Genomic DNA, 13807 nt, shown 5'->3' on the forward strand with positions numbered 1-13807 from the left:
TCAGGCGATCCCCGTCAGTTCCGCCATAAGCGCGCTGCTTTGGCCCAGCGTTTCCTTGGTGCCCTCGGCCACGATCCGCCCGTTATTCAGAAGGTAGGCGTAGTCCGACAGGCGAAGCGCCTGCGTTGCGTTCTGTTCTACCAGCATGATCGTCATTCCCTGCGCCTTCAGCTGTTCGATCATCTTGAAAATCTGGCCTACGATCTTGGGGGCCAGACCCAGGCTAGGTTCATCCAGTAGCAGGATCTTGGGGCGAGTCATCAAGGCGCGGGAAATGGCCAGCATCTGCTGCTCTCCGCCCGACAAGGTGCCTGCGGGTTGGTCTCTGCGTTCGCCAAGGATCGGAAAGGTCTCAAGCCAGTGGGCGATGTCGGCGTCTTTGGCCGCGCGGTCAGATCGCGTGGCACCGCCCAGAACCAGATTTTCTTCGACGCTCAGGTTCGAGAAGATGCGGCGTCCTTCGGGGGCCACGGACATACCCGCCTGTACGCGGGCTTCCACAGGCAACGCAGAGATATCGGCACCGTCAAAGGTGATCCGGCCCGAGGACTTGACCACACCCATCAGTGCCGAGATAGTCGAGGTCTTGCCCGCGCCATTGGGGCCCAGCAAGGACACACAGCGGCCCTTGTCCACGGCGAAAGAGATGCCGTGCACGGCCTCGATCGGACCGTGAGAAACTATTAGGTTTTCAACATTCAGCATGGGATTGGAAACGGGGGCTGGAACCGCCCCCGTCTTTTGGCTCAGTTCCAGTCTTTCGGTGTGTTTTCGGGAATTTCGTTCGAGATCAGAACCCGCTTGCCATCTTTATAGCCAATCACAGGGATTGTGCGCTGGGCGTAGGTTTTCGTGTCTTTGAACGAAATGCTGTCGACTGTCAGCACTGGGATCGAGTCGGCTGTACGGATTGTCTCTGCAATCACCGCCGGATCGCTGCTGCCAGAGGTTTCGACCGCCCAGGCAACGGCCTTGACCGTATCAGCGCCGGTGGCCGGGAACAGGCCGGGCACATCGTGGCCCAATTCCTTGCAGTCCGCCATGAACTTAACCACGGCGCTTTCGTCATGGCTGGGGGCCAGTGTGGCAAAGAACACCTTGTCGAGGATTGCAGGATCATCAGCTGCGACAGCATCCAGGGATGGATCGTCAAACCCATCCGAGCCGACCACCCACGCGTCAATACCTGCGCTGCGTAGCTGTCGGACCAACACACCGATATCGGGCATGATCGAAGAAATATAAACGGCGTCGATCTCTTCACCCAGTGCTTTCATGTCGGCGATCTGAGGTGACCAGTCCGATGTGCCAAAGCTGAAATTCATCTTGGCCAGCACCTTGCCGCCGCCTTCCTCGATCACTTGACCGAACCAAAGCGGGGTACGCGCGGACCACGACCCGCCTTCGTCTGAGGTCAACAGAACCACATTCTTGACCCCTTCGCTAAGCGCGTGGTTGGCAGCTGCCGTTGCCGTGAACGGGTCAGGCGAGACGCCGGTAAAGAAGTTGTCCACGATGCCCGCATGCATCTCGACCTGCGTGGATTGTGGCTGGAAGATGGAAACGCCGTAAGGTTGGGCGATCTGAGCAACCGGGATCATCGTGTCAGAGAACGGCGTGGTCCCCAGCATCACAACGCCTTCGTCCAGAAACTTTTGCGCCAACGAGATCGCCGCCTGCGTATCACCTGCGGAATCCTGAACCAGAACTTCGATCTTCTTGCCGCCAGCACCGCCGTCGGCGTTGATCATATCGGCCATACAGCGCGCGCCCAGGTATTCGGAATAGATGGCCAGATCACCCGTCATCGGTACGCCCAGCCCGATCTTAATTGTATCTTCAGCGACCGCGGGTAGGGCGAGGCTCATGGCGGTCAGAGTCGTAAGGGTCAACTTCTTCATACTTGTTCTCCTGTTGAAAGCCGCCTGCGTCACGCGGCACGTTCATCGGTTTCGCCAAGATAAGCGTCGATAACCTCTTGGTTCTTGGTTATTTCTTCGGGTGCGCCTTCGGCAATGATGGCACCCATGTTCAAAACAGTGATCTTGTCGCAGAGCGACATGATGAATTTAAGATCGTGGTCGATCACCAAAATCGCGCAGTCCGAATGTGTCCGCACCCATGTCAGTGACCGGCCCAGAGCGTCCGTTTCCTGTTCGTTCATCCCCGCGGCGGGTTCGTCCAGCATCAGGACACGCGGGTTCAGGGCCAGCGCGCGAACGATCTCCAGCCGCCGAAGCTGCCCATATGCCAACGACCCGGCATTGTGGTTGAGCTTGTCCGACAGGCCGAACTCGGGGATCGCGGCGTCGACGATTTCGGCGCCGCGGCCAGAATAGCGGGCGACGTCGATGTTTTGCGCGACGCTGAGGCTTGGAAAGACCCGCAGGTTCTGGAACGTCCGCGCCACACCGCGCGCCGCGCGTTCGTGGGCGCGCAGGTTGTCCAGTGGCTCGCCATCCAGCGAAAGGCTGCCTGCCGAGTGGGTCAGCAGGCCAGAGATCAGGTTGACCAGCGTCGTCTTGCCTGCGCCATTGGGGCCGATCAGACCGCGCACCTCGCCCGGTGCGACGGACATGGTCACATCCTCGACGGCGTGGACCCCGCCAAAGGTCTTGGTGATGCCGTTCAGATCAAGCACCGGCCAATTCCTCGACCAGTTCTTTTGTGGTGACCTGTCGGCAATAGCCTTTGATCGCGCGCAGAGAATTGTCGTGCCGGTCCTGCGTATGAGTCAGGCAGGCATCTTCGACCTGAGTGACAAGGTAGCCCAGATCACATGCGTCCCGGATGGCGCTTTCGACGCATTGATCCGTCAAAAGGCCGGACAAAACGACCTGACGAACGCCAAGATTGCGCAGGATGTAGTCAACATGCGTGGACACAAACACTGAAGAGGACGTCTTCGGCAGCACGATCTCATCGCCTTGGGGCGCGATCTGGTCAATGACCTTTCCGTCCCAGCTGCCCTTGGGAACATGAAAACCCGTTATCTTGTAGTCCAGTGACCGGTCCCGCCCGTCGAGCGTCAGGCTTTCGATATTGGTGTACATGACCTCGACGCCGGCAGTGCGGCAGGCGGCCTGTATGGCCTGCATGTTCGGGATCACGCGGGTGTCCAGCTGATCGAAAAACCAGCCGTATTTCTCATTGAATTCGGCCTCAGGCAGTTCTTTGAATTCGGCTCCTTCCCGGTGTGCCGAATAGTTCTGCACGTCGATGAACAACAGCGCGGATTGCGATGGGATAAGTGGAACATTTCGGGTCAAACTCACGTCTTGGTCTCCAATATCCGGGTAAAGGCCTCGGCGAGAAGATGCGCCCAATCCTCAACGCCTTTTGCATCGCGGATCAGGTCATTGCGGATCTCGACCAGCGAATGTGCCAGTCCACGCGGTTCGGCGAAACGCGGTATGAACCAGTCGCTTTCACTGTCGATCTGATAGGGCTGGTTCAACGCCATATGCAGATCGGGACGCAGGGCCGAGATATGGTCGATAGCGGCCTGCCCCGTGGTCGGGTCAACGCGGGTTAGAAATCCGGCGTGCCAAGGCCGCGCCTCACCATCGACCTGTGCGGCGAAGGAATGGATCGACACCGCAAGCACGCGCGGTGCCCGGTCCAGCATATCTTCAATGGCACCGTTCAGTGGGGCCATAATCTCGCGCTGGCGTACAGCGCGATCCGCAGCGGTCAAGTTCAGATTGGCTGGGATCTGCTCTCCAAAGCTGTTTGGCGGAATCGAATCTGGGGCTTCGATCGGGCGGTTGCAATCAATCACAAGGCGGGAATAGCGCTGCAAGACCAAAGGAGCCCGTAGGAGGTCAGCCAATTGCCGGGCCACGGCCTCGGCCCCGATGTCCCAACCGCGATGGCTGGCCTGCACCTCTTCCGAGACACCAAGATCACCGAGCTTTTGCGGGATCGCGCGCCCGGCGTGTTCGCAGAGCAGCGCGATCTTTGCATCACTGTCACGATTCACCCATTCCACCGGGGCGGGATCCCCGGCGACCAGCAATTCTTGGGTTGCGGTTGATGTATTCATGTGGCCCACGTTAGAGAACAAGTTTTTTCAGAGTCAATAAAAAATAGATTGACTGAAATTTTTATTCCATGCGATCCATTCAGATTAGGAGGTGCCGCTTGCTGGTTAGGCAGAGAATTGAAGCGAAGGCGGAAAACATGACGGCGAGCGAGCGCAAGCTGGCCGCTGCCTTGCTCAGCGACTACCCCTATGCGGGTCTGGTCACGATTCAGGAACTCGCGCGCCGGGCCGAGGTCTCGGCCCCGTCGATCTCTCGGTTTGTCACCAAGATCGGACTGGGCGGCTATCAGGAATTCCAACGTGCTCTCTTGTCGGAATTGAAAGAAGGCCAACGCTCGCCCACCGATCTGCACGGGGAAGGGCGCAGTGTTGATGGAGGGTTCTTACGTGATTTCATCGCGCGCGCCTCGTCCCAGATGGCGCTGTCGGCAGAAGGCATCACCGAGGCGCAGTTTCAGCGCATATGCTCGGTACTGAGCCAGCCTAAAAGCGATGTCTATATTTTGGGCGGTCGGATCAGTGATACCATCGCGCAGCACCTGTCTTTTCACCTGCGCCAAACCCGCAGCGGCGTGTATCATCTTCCGGCCAACAATGAGATCTGGCCGGAATACCTGCTGCGGATGAAGCCTGCCGATATCCTGTTTCTCGTCGATTTTCGCCGCTACCAACCTGCGCTGGCGCGATTGGCCGCGACATCCGTGCAGGACCGAGGAGTTCGTGTTGTCCTCATGACAGACAAATGGTTGTCTCCCATATCCCGCCATGCGGCGGAAATCTTGCCAGTTCCGATCGAAAGCGGCACGCTCTGGGATACGTACACAGCGGCCCTTGCCGTCACCGAGGCGCTGGTGACGCGTATTGCCGAAGACAACTGGGACCAGACGAAATCCCGCATCGAAGCCTGGGATGCCATGCGATCCCACAATCAGGACCCCAACCCATGATGCCAAAAACCCCCTTGATGTTTGTCGCCACCTCTGACCTTGCCGGGAAATTGCGAGGCAAGGCCTTTCCGGCGGATCAACTGAACAAGCGGTTGCAGCGTGGGGTCGGGTGGACACCCACGAATGTTCAGATCAACTGCTTTGACGGAATTGCCGAAAGCCCGTTTGGCGCGCTGGGCGATCTTCTTCTGATCCCGGACGCCACGGCCGAGGCAAAGGTCGAGTTCGGCGAAGACTCCGGCCTGCACTTTCTTATGGGCGATATCGTCACTCTGGTCGGAGACCCTTGGGACTTCTGCACGCGCAGTTTGTTGAGGGCGGCGCTGGAGCGGCTGCACGAAGTCTCAGGAGCAAATTTGCTGGCCGCCTTTGAGCATGAGTTCCAGCTGAAAGATCCGCCAAGCCAGGCCAACGAAGCTTATGGCTACCGGGGCTTTGGCCTGCAGCGTGATCTGTGCGAGACCTTGATCAACACGATTTCTCAGGTCGGTCTGAAGCCGGATTCGATCATGAAGGAATATGGCCCAAACCAATATGAGGTCGTCATCGGCCCCGAGCTGGGTGTTCGCGCCGCGGACGCGGCGATCATGGTGCGCGAACTAACCTATGCGACTGCGCAGGCCTATGGCGAGCGGGCCACCTATACCCCTATTCGCGATGTCGCGAGCGTTGGGAATGGAGTCCATATCCACATGAGCCTTGTGGATGATCAGGGAACGCCGCTTACCTACAACGAAGACGGGCCCTGCGGCATGTCGGACCTGACGAGCGCTTTCGCCGCCGGAGTTCTGAAATATCTTGATGCGATCCTGGCTCTGACTGCGCCTTCGGTGATTTCGTATGAACGCCTGACACCGCATCGTTGGTCTGCGGCTTTCAACAATCTGGGTTTCCGTGATCGCGAGGCTTCCTTGCGGATTTGTCCGGTAACCGCAAAAGACCCGACCTCGATCGCGCGGCAGTTCAATGTCGAATACCGTGCGGCGGATGCTGCAGCTTCGCCTTATCTGGCGCTTGCGGCGGTTGTCATGGCCGGGACACAAGGGATCGAAGAGGGGCTACCCGCGCCAATTCCAACCGAGGAAGATCTTTCGCTGTTGGACGTCGCAGAACTGAACCAAAGGGGGCTGGTGCGCTTGCCTCAGACTTTGGAAGATGCGCTCGACCGGTTCGTAAACAACTCAGTCGTGACCCGCTGGTTCCCCGAGGGCTTCGCCGAGGTGTACCAAGCCCACAAACAATCTGAGATCGCGACAACCGCACATCTGGACACAGACGCACGCTGCCGATTGTACGAAGAAACATATTGACCTGGGCGGCTGGTCTTGCCGAAGCTCGCCCAATGCAACCTCTGGTGCGTCGGTCGGGTAATCTCGCGCAGTATGTCGCGGCGCAGGCTGTCTAGCTCAGGATAGGGATGGATAATGAAACGTTCAGAAACCGATGCCATCTTGAATGTGCATAGGCTGGCTTTTGGCGAAGCAGAAGGTAACGAAATCGCTCAACTCGCCGAAGATCTCCTTGAGCATCCGGAAACGATTTCTATCAGTGTGAGGCGTGACGGGCAGATCGCGGGCAATGTCATGTTCACCCCGTTTGTCTTCCAGGATCACCCGGACGTTAAATGCTATCTTCTGGCGCCCTTCGGTGTCTCGCCAGAACATCAAGGTCTCGGAATTGGCAGAGAGATGATGGAGACCAGCATCAACCACTTGAGGTCCATTGGAACAGACGCGGTCTTTGTGTTGGGCGTGCCGACATTCTACCCCTTATTCGGGTTTGTTCCGACCGACAAAGAGACGCCATATCCGAACCTTCTGACGATCCCAGAGGCATGGATGGTGCTTGAGCTCATTGCAGGATCGGTTGAAAAGCTGGGGGGTAAAACACTTGCGATTGCGCCCTTCATGCACGCGCATTTGTGGGACACATCACAACACGGGTGAATTCCGTTTTTTTGTTCTTGCCTCAAGCTGTAGCCCTGTTTCAGGTTTCCATTTCTGCTGGGCATGTCTGTTTTGTTTCTGGAAATGTCGCAAGGCTTTCAGCCGCGAATTCATCCCCGCGTAGGTTGCGCGTGTGAGGTGCTGCTGTCTGATTCTCGGGCGGCAGAGAATTGGGAAGCCGGTGCAATTCCGGCGCTGCCCCCGCAACGGTAAGAAAGGTCAGGTTCGACAGGTAACCACTGGGACGAGGATCCCGGGAAGGTGTCGAAACCGGGCGTAAGCCCCTTTCAAGTCCGGAAACCAGCCTTGCATATATGTCAAACCGCGGGTGGCGGTGGGGGCACAAGTTTCGGACGTGATCCTCGCACGGCTCCGGACTGGCCTCTGATGTCATCTGCCCAAGCTAAGCCGCGGGGCGCGGCAGGAGAGCCAGAAGTGAGCAACGTTCAAAGCCTGTTGGCGCGTCGAAACCCGGCCTATGCCCTTGAACAGGCATTCTATACAGATCCAGATGTATTTCAGGCCGATCTTGAGGCCATCCACTACCGCGACTGGCTATTTGCCATTCCGGCATGTGAACTGGTGAAAACAGGCGACTATGTAACCTACACTGTGGGCGCATACCGCGTGATCATCGTGCGCGGTGCGGACAATCAGATCCGGGCCTTCCACAACACCTGCCGCCATCGCGGGTCGATCATCTGCAAAGCGGCCAAGGGGAACTCGCCCAAACTGGTCTGCCCCTATCACCAGTGGACCTATGAGCTTGACGGCTCATTGCTGTGGGCGCGTGATATGGGGCCTGATTTCGACCCCAAACAACACGGGCTGAAAACCGTCCACTGCAGGGAACTGGCCGGGCTGGTCTATATCTGTCTTGCAGATGTAGCCCCCGATTTCGACACCTTCGCCAATAAAGCACGGCCCTATCTGGAGCCGCATGATTTGAACAACGCCAAGGTCGCCTTTGAAAGCACGATCATCGAAAAGGGCAACTGGAAGCTTGTTTGGGAAAACAACCGCGAGTGCTATCACTGCGGCGGCAACCACCCTTCGCTGTGCCGGACCTTCCCTGATGATCCCTCGGTAACCGGTATTGAAGGGGGTGAAGCCCCGGCCTTCATGCAAGCTCACTTCGACCGTTGCGAGGCTGCAGGGATGCCGTCGCAGTTCTATCTGCATGATGACGGGCAATACCGTCTGGCGCGGATGCCGCTTAAGGAAGGGGCGGAAAGCTACACTCTGGACGGCAAATCTGCGTTGCGCCGCTTTCTGGGCCGCGCGCCCTTTGCCGATGCGGGGACGTTGCTGAAGTTCCACTATCCCAGCACATGGAACCACTTCCTGGCCGATCACTCGATTGTCTTCCGCGTCACTCCGGTCAGCCCGACCGAGACCGAAGTCACCACGAAGTGGCTGGTCAACAAGGATGCGATCGAAGGGGTCGATTATGACGTCAAGCGCCTGACTGAGGTCTGGATGGCCACCAATGATGAAGATCGCCGCGTGGTGGAAGACAACCAGATGGGCATCAACAGTCCGGCCTATGTGCCGGGGCCGTATTCGGGGGTCCAGGAATCCGGTGTTCTGCAATTCACTGATTGGTATTGCAGCGCTTTGGCGCGTCACTTTGCGCCCAACACGATGGCGGCGGAGTGACGGAGATGAAAGACCTGAACGCTGTTGCCTCGATCTGGCAGGATGATGAGAGGCTGGAATGCGTCTCGGTCGTGCCCGAGACGCCAAACACCGCCAGCTTTACGTTCCGCGCCCCGTCCGGGGCTTTGTTTGCCTACCATCCGGGTCAGTTCCTGACGCTCGAGATTCCGGCACCGGGGCAGCCGGGAGGCGTTGTGCATCGGACCTATACGATCTCGTCATCCCCATCACGTCCGCGATCCATTACGATCACGGCCAAGGCGCAGCCGGACAGCATCGGTACTCGTTGGATGCTGGACAATCTGAAGCCGGGTATGCGGATGCGGGCAATTGGCCCGGCGGGTCTGTTCACCAATGCTGAAAGCGTCGCCGCCAAGTATCTGTTCGTCTCGGCGGGGTCGGGCATCACGCCTATGATGTCGATGACAACTTGCATGTGGGACGAAGGCCGCGATCTGGATGTAGTCTTCATCAATTGCGCCAAGCGCCCGTCCGAGATCATCTTCCGCCAACGGTTGGAGCAGATGGCAAGTCGGACGCCGGGTCTGGATCTGAAGTTCGTCGTAGAGGAAGCGGATCGTTACAGCCCCTGGACCGGCTACCAGGGTCAGTTCAACCAGCTGATGCTGGGCCTCATGGCCCCAGACTATCTGGACCGTGAGGTCTATTGCTGCGGTCCGGAGCCGTTCATGCAAGCTGTTCGGGACGCTCTGTCGGGTCTTGGCTTTGACATGGACAACTATCATCAGGAAAGCTTTGGAGCTCCGGTTGAGACCGAAGCGGATCAGCCCGATCTGGATGATATCGTTCCTGACGATGACAGCGCCGCCGAGATCGTGTTTGCGACCTCGGGTGTCACTGCTAAAGTCGCCGAGACAGATACGGTTCTGGCCGCCGCACGTGCCGTCGGGTTGAGCATTGCCTCGGGCTGTACGTTTGGCGTTTGCGGCACCTGCAAGGTCAAAAAGACCTCGGGTGAGGTGCACATGGTTCACAACGGCGGTATCTCCGAGGATGACATCGCAGCAGGCTACATTCTGGCATGCTGTTCAAACCCGATCGGCAAGGTCGAAGTTGAGGTGTGAACGGGAAGTCTCATGCTGAAACTGCAGGACGGCTGCGGCCGCCTGCGGTTTCAGAATTTTAAGTATTTGCATTGATCTCAGATACTTATCGCCCCAATACGCGCTTCGGGAAGTTTGGATAGCACAGGTTCGATCACGGATAGTTGATTCTATTCGGCAACATTCATGTGATTGCTCAAATTCTGTCTCTTTTCCGCCGGAATCTCCCCTGATAAAGCGGGTTGAGTACTGGGTGGGGTGTTGATAAGTGCGAGCAGGTATATGAGAGCCGGATGTAACGGTCGTGTAGCCATTTCATGGAATCAAACCGAGCTTGATGGGCTTGAGGCAGCGCCTTTGGCCTTTTTGGCGGTCGGGTCCGCATGGTCCTGGCGTGGTCAGGCGCTGGTGTTGGGCGAAGTGGCAGAGCAAAATCTTGAGCAACTGGGACATATGGGTGCGACCGCTGTGCGCACCCGCGACGCGTTCTCAGCCCCGCAAGATATCTCGGGCGAGTATTGCGGTACGGTCACATTGACCAATGGGGCGCGACGCTTTGCGGCAGATTTGATCGTAGCAGATGACGAACAATGGCCGACCCTGGTGTTCAACACTGGCTGTCCGCCTCGGGATCAGGATTTCTGGATCAGCGAAGTAACACATGCCGGTGTCGACCTGCAGAGCGTACCGCAACCGACTGCACAGGTGGTGGCGTTTCCGGGAAAATCCGCGCCGGGTTTCTTTTCATAGGTTTGGTTACCTAGCTGGCGCTGAACCCGTTGGCCTAAAAACCCTTCAAGAATTTTGAGCAGGGGCGTCGGGACGTGTTGACTCTGACAGTTCCGCAGATATAAGCGCGGCTTCATTGGTGTTGGTGGCCCCCGCAAGGGGATGCCTGTCATGGGGGAAACCTCAAGAGGACAACGCCCTTTATAACCCGGCACCACGCCTGGTCTGAACTGGAACTGCCCGGTCCGAGCGGAGACGCTATTTCGGCCCGAAAAGTGGGAACCGGTTTTCGGATCAAGCTGAAATGCCACTTTAAAGGAGATCAGCCGTGACCAAACGCACGTCTGCCAAGTACAAAATCGACCGCCGGATGGGCGAAAACATCTGGGGTCGTCCGAAATCCCCGGTCAACCGTCGTGAATATGGCCCCGGCCAGCACGGCCAGCGCCGCAAGGGCAAACTGTCGGACTTCGGTCTGCAGCTGCGCGCCAAGCAGAAGCTGAAAGGCTACTATGGCGACCTGACTGAGAAGCAATTCCGTCGCATCTACGCCGAAGCTGAGCGTGTAAAAGGCGACACCGGTGAAAACCTGATCGGTCTGCTGGAGCGCCGTCTGGACGCCGTTGTCTACCGCGCCAAGTTCGTACCGACTGTTTTTGCTGCACGTCAGTTCGTGAACCACGGCCACGTCAAAGTGAACGGCAAGCGGGTCAACATCCCGTCCTACCGTGTCAAAGAAGGCGACGTAATTGAAGTACGTGACAAGTCCAAGCAACTGGCTGTTGTTCTGGAAGCTGTTGCTCTGGCCGAGCGCGATGTGCCTGACTACATCGACGCCGACCACTCGAAAATGACCGCGACCTTCGTACGCGCACCGGGCCTGAGCGATGTGCCTTACCCGGTCATGATGGAACCGAACCTGGTTGTCGAATTCTACGCGAAGAACTAATCTTCGCTAGTACCCGAGATTACAAAGGACGCGCTTTCAGCGCGCCCTTTTTAGGTTCTCAGCTATGCATTTTGACCCGATGTCCTGACGAGGCGGCACTCCGAATTTGCGCGAGTATTCCCGACTAAACTGGGTCGGGCTTTCATAGCCAACCTCAAAAGCCGCCTGCGATACACTCAGCGAACCGTGCGACAAAAGCCTTCGGGCTTCCAGTAGCCTAAGGTCTTTTTGGTATTGTAGCGGCGAGGTGGCTGTTACCGTTTTGAAATGGGCGTGAAAGGCAGAAACGCTCATCCCAGCGCTTTGTGCCAGATCGCAGACGGGCAGGGCTGTTCGAAAATCCGCGCGAATGATGTCTATTGCGCGCGCGATACGGCTGGCGGCACTGTCGCGCCATAGCATTTGCCGTAACATGCCACCGTGATCTGCTTGTAGGAGTCGGTAGTGGATTTCACGGCTGATCATCGGTGCGAGAATTTTTGCGTCCGTAGGGTTTTGACTGGCGTGAAACAGGCGAGCCATGGCGTCAATCAGATCGGGCGAGGCTTTTGATGCGGCAAGGCTTTGGACTGTTTCGATTTCAGTAGGTTCTGAGCCGACAGAGTCGTAGAGACCACGTAAGATGGTCAAGTCCAAAGAGAATACGAGGCCGACATAGGGCTTTTCCCGACTTGCTTCGGTGACAGCGGCCAAAACCGGAAGTGAATGGCTGACGATCAGAGAGTCGCCTGCACCGAAGTGAACAAGGCGATCGCCGATACGTGTTTCTTTCTTCCCCTGTAGAACTAGGCAGACAATAGGTTCATACACCTGCGCTTCTATTGATTTCGTTTTGACATCATGAAGAAGGCCGAAACCGTCCAATGCGGTCGGGTAGAAAGCAGCGTGTTCTGCCCGTCCGCCCACAGCTTCGCAGATTTTTTCAACTAAATCATGTTGTGTCATGGTATCCCCACTGCCTCATTCAGCATATTTCGCGCAAGAGGTCAGTGCTAGCCAGAATCCTGACGGTCAGAGAATTAGGCAGATATTGAGGAGAATTCGGCAGGCGCATCGCGGTTTTCTAACCTATCTAGTGGTCAGGCTAACAATTGCGGAGAATGACCTTGGCACAGACTATCCTCATAACTGGCGCTTCATCGGGTATTGGCAGAGTTACGGCTGAGCTGTTTCACAGGCGGGGCTGGAATGTCATTGCCACCATGCGCAACCCCAGCAAGGAAGCTGAGCTTACGCAATTCGAGAATGTTCTGGTCACACGTCTTGACGTCACCGAGGAGGGTTCAATTGCGGCCGCAGTTGCCGGGGGGATTGAACGGTTTGGTCAGATTGACGTTCTTTTGAACAACGCCGGCTACGGCGCTTACGGCCCGCTAGAAGCCTTCCCGATGGAGCGTATCCGGCGGCAATTCGATACCAATGTCATCGGGTTGTTGGCTGTGACAAAAGCCGTTCTACCGCATATGCGCGCAAATGGTTCGGGCTGTATCGTCAATATCTCGTCCATTGGTGGACAAATTACCTTCCCCCTTGGAACGCTTTATCACGGCACAAAATTCGCGGTTGAAGGCCTGTCAGAGTCTCTGCACTACGAGCTTGCTGCGGCAGGTATAAAGGTCAAGATTGTCGAGCCTGGTCTGATTGCTACCGATTTTGGTGGCCGCTCGTTTGATTTCGTCAATGACGAGAGCATGGCCGAGTATCAACCTGTCGTGCAGGCCTTGTTCAGCGCGTGGGGCTCGGAAGAGATGGCAGCGCGAACGTCGCCGCCGAGTGTTGTCGCCGATGTCATTTTGACCGCCGTGACGGACGACACTGACACTTTGCGCTATCGGGCCGGCGAAGATGCCGTTGAATACCTGGACAACCGCAAGGCTTTGGACGACGCAACTTTTATCGGCGGCATGAAAGCGATGCTTGGTTTGGCATGAGTTCAGATCGGAAGTGGTCGCCCTTCGGCGATCGCTTCCATCGCAAAATAAGAGGTCACGCTGTCCAGCTCGACCTTCTCGATCAGGCGTTGGTAGACTTTGTCATATGAGGCCATATCCTGGGTCACGACTTTCAGTTGATAGTCATAGTCACCGCCGATCCGATGGAAATCCACAACCTCGGGGATGGTCAGAACATGGCGGCGAAACGCCTGCAGCCACTCGGCTGAATGATGTCGGGTGCGCAGCATGACGAAGACAACGAGGTTCAACCCCAAAGTCTCGCGCGCAATGCGCGCAGTTGACCCGATCAGAACCCCGTTTTCGTTCAGCGCTTTCAACCTGCGCCAACACGCGTTCTGGGACAGCCCGACCCGATCGGCCAGCTCGCGCTGCGAAAGGGTGGCGTCTTTTTGAAGCTCTCTCAGGATGTGAGTGTCTATTTGATCTAAGTTTTGACTCATATCTAATCATATGACACAAAATTTTTGATTTCTACGCAAAGAATGATAATGTTTCCACAGTTCGAATGGATCA

15 protein-coding genes and 1 riboswitch are annotated in these 13807 nt (G+C 57.0%); of the genes, 8 read left to right on the forward strand and 7 right to left on the reverse strand.

Features of this window, described 5'->3' with window-relative positions; translation table 11 throughout:
- From ACR0KL_RS13215 to ACR0KL_RS13235, 5 genes are read right to left on the reverse strand one after another with little or no spacing between them, the layout of a single operon-like run.
- Nucleotides 1-705, reverse strand: coding sequence for an ABC transporter ATP-binding protein (locus tag ACR0KL_RS13215; RefSeq protein ID WP_170680308.1), 705 nt, complete (start codon nucleotides 703-705; stop codon nucleotides 1-3).
- A gap of 41 nt (nucleotides 706-746) precedes the next feature.
- On the reverse strand, nucleotides 747-1901 hold the full coding sequence (locus ACR0KL_RS13220) for an ABC transporter substrate-binding protein (RefSeq protein ID WP_170680310.1): 1155 nt from the start codon (nucleotides 1899-1901) through the stop codon (nucleotides 747-749).
- A 29-nt stretch (nucleotides 1902-1930) separates the two neighbouring features.
- A complete protein-coding gene (locus ACR0KL_RS13225; RefSeq protein WP_170374558.1) occupies nucleotides 1931-2641 on the reverse strand; it encodes an ABC transporter ATP-binding protein in 711 nt (236 codons plus the stop codon).
- Nucleotides 2634-3275 carry a cysteine hydrolase family protein gene (locus ACR0KL_RS13230; protein WP_170680312.1) on the reverse strand — a complete coding sequence of 214 codons (642 nt, stop codon included), beginning with the start codon at nucleotides 3273-3275 and terminating at the stop codon, nucleotides 2634-2636. Before ACR0KL_RS13230 ends, ACR0KL_RS13225 begins: the two co-directional genes overlap by 8 nt.
- Complete coding sequence (locus ACR0KL_RS13235; protein WP_170680314.1) at nucleotides 3272-4045, reverse strand: N-formylglutamate amidohydrolase; 774 nt, start codon at nucleotides 4043-4045, stop codon at nucleotides 3272-3274. The genes ACR0KL_RS13230 and ACR0KL_RS13235 overlap by 4 nt, the downstream gene beginning before the upstream one ends.
- A gap of 68 nt (nucleotides 4046-4113) precedes the next feature.
- Between ACR0KL_RS13235 and ACR0KL_RS13240 the strand changes: the two genes are divergently transcribed.
- The 7 genes from ACR0KL_RS13240 (at nucleotide 4114) to rpsD (ending at nucleotide 11339) form a co-directional block, all read left to right on the forward strand.
- Nucleotides 4114-4992 (forward strand): MurR/RpiR family transcriptional regulator, encoded by an 879-nt coding sequence (locus ACR0KL_RS13240; RefSeq protein ID WP_480777136.1) that lies wholly within the window; start codon nucleotides 4114-4116, stop codon nucleotides 4990-4992.
- Entirely contained in the window at nucleotides 4989-6302 is a 1314-nt protein-coding gene (locus tag ACR0KL_RS13245; RefSeq protein ID WP_480777137.1) for a type I glutamate--ammonia ligase, read from the forward strand. The genes ACR0KL_RS13240 and ACR0KL_RS13245 overlap by 4 nt, the downstream gene beginning before the upstream one ends.
- 114 nt (nucleotides 6303-6416) lie before the next feature.
- Complete coding sequence (locus ACR0KL_RS13250) at nucleotides 6417-6938, forward strand: GNAT family N-acetyltransferase (protein WP_480777138.1); 522 nt, start codon at nucleotides 6417-6419, stop codon at nucleotides 6936-6938.
- A gap of 119 nt (nucleotides 6939-7057) precedes the next feature.
- A riboswitch (cobalamin riboswitch) is annotated at nucleotides 7058-7261 on the forward strand.
- A gap of 64 nt (nucleotides 7262-7325) precedes the next feature.
- Nucleotides 7326-8597, forward strand: coding sequence for an aromatic ring-hydroxylating oxygenase subunit alpha (locus ACR0KL_RS13255; RefSeq protein ID WP_480777139.1), 1272 nt, complete (start codon nucleotides 7326-7328; stop codon nucleotides 8595-8597).
- Nucleotides 8598-8602: 5 nt separating this feature from the next.
- Complete coding sequence (locus tag ACR0KL_RS13260; RefSeq protein ID WP_170680319.1) at nucleotides 8603-9682, forward strand: hybrid-cluster NAD(P)-dependent oxidoreductase; 1080 nt, start codon at nucleotides 8603-8605, stop codon at nucleotides 9680-9682.
- Between the two features lie 261 nt (nucleotides 9683-9943).
- Nucleotides 9944-10411 (forward strand): hypothetical protein, encoded by a 468-nt coding sequence (locus ACR0KL_RS13265; protein ID WP_480777140.1) that lies wholly within the window; start codon nucleotides 9944-9946, stop codon nucleotides 10409-10411.
- A 307-nt stretch (nucleotides 10412-10718) separates the two neighbouring features.
- Nucleotides 10719-11339: a 30S ribosomal protein S4 gene (rpsD, locus tag ACR0KL_RS13270; RefSeq protein ID WP_170374584.1), complete on the forward strand. Its 621-nt coding sequence runs from the start codon at nucleotides 10719-10721 to the stop codon at nucleotides 11337-11339.
- Between the two features lie 36 nt (nucleotides 11340-11375).
- Here rpsD and ACR0KL_RS13275 read toward each other — a convergent pair whose 3' ends face one another.
- Entirely contained in the window at nucleotides 11376-12284 is a 909-nt protein-coding gene (locus tag ACR0KL_RS13275; protein WP_480777141.1) for an AraC family transcriptional regulator, read from the reverse strand.
- A 155-nt stretch (nucleotides 12285-12439) separates the two neighbouring features.
- On the opposite strand from ACR0KL_RS13275, the gene ACR0KL_RS13280 reads away from it, so the two are divergent.
- Nucleotides 12440-13270 carry an SDR family oxidoreductase gene (locus ACR0KL_RS13280; RefSeq protein ID WP_480777142.1) on the forward strand — a complete coding sequence of 277 codons (831 nt, stop codon included), beginning with the start codon at nucleotides 12440-12442 and terminating at the stop codon, nucleotides 13268-13270.
- A gap of 2 nt (nucleotides 13271-13272) precedes the next feature.
- On the opposite strand, the gene ACR0KL_RS13285 is transcribed toward ACR0KL_RS13280, so the two are convergent.
- Nucleotides 13273-13734 carry an Lrp/AsnC family transcriptional regulator gene (locus ACR0KL_RS13285; RefSeq protein ID WP_170374590.1) on the reverse strand — a complete coding sequence of 154 codons (462 nt, stop codon included), beginning with the start codon at nucleotides 13732-13734 and terminating at the stop codon, nucleotides 13273-13275.
- Nucleotides 13735-13807 lie beyond the last annotated feature (73 nt).

It is taken from the genome of Ruegeria sp. C8 (assembly GCF_056537565.1).

Excerpts from the sequence above, each read along its gene's own strand:
- ACR0KL_RS13275 (WP_480777141.1), bottom strand. The coding sequence starts at position 12,284 with ATGACACAACATGATTTAGTTGAAAAAATCTGCGAAGCTGTGGGCGGA.
- ACR0KL_RS13285 (WP_170374590.1), bottom strand. The coding sequence starts at position 13,734 with ATGAGTCAAAACTTAGATCAAATAGACACTCACATCCTGAGAGAGCTT.
- ACR0KL_RS13215 (WP_170680308.1), bottom strand. The coding sequence starts at position 705 with ATGCTGAATGTTGAAAACCTAATAGTTTCTCACGGTCCGATCGAGGCC.
- ACR0KL_RS13280 (WP_480777142.1), top strand. The coding sequence starts at position 12,440 with ATGACCTTGGCACAGACTATCCTCATAACTGGCGCTTCATCGGGTATT.
- ACR0KL_RS13250 (WP_480777138.1), top strand. The coding sequence starts at position 6,417 with ATGAAACGTTCAGAAACCGATGCCATCTTGAATGTGCATAGGCTGGCT.
- ACR0KL_RS13245 (WP_480777137.1), top strand. The coding sequence starts at position 4,989 with ATGATGCCAAAAACCCCCTTGATGTTTGTCGCCACCTCTGACCTTGCC.
- ACR0KL_RS13220 (WP_170680310.1), bottom strand. The coding sequence starts at position 1,901 with ATGAAGAAGTTGACCCTTACGACTCTGACCGCCATGAGCCTCGCCCTA.
- ACR0KL_RS13260 (WP_170680319.1), top strand. The coding sequence starts at position 8,603 with ATGAAAGACCTGAACGCTGTTGCCTCGATCTGGCAGGATGATGAGAGG.
- ACR0KL_RS13235 (WP_170680314.1), bottom strand. The coding sequence starts at position 4,045 with ATGAATACATCAACCGCAACCCAAGAATTGCTGGTCGCCGGGGATCCC.
- ACR0KL_RS13240 (WP_480777136.1), top strand. The coding sequence starts at position 4,114 with ATGCGATCCATTCAGATTAGGAGGTGCCGCTTGCTGGTTAGGCAGAGA.
- ACR0KL_RS13255 (WP_480777139.1), top strand. The coding sequence starts at position 7,326 with ATGTCATCTGCCCAAGCTAAGCCGCGGGGCGCGGCAGGAGAGCCAGAA.
- ACR0KL_RS13265 (WP_480777140.1), top strand. The coding sequence starts at position 9,944 with ATGAGAGCCGGATGTAACGGTCGTGTAGCCATTTCATGGAATCAAACC.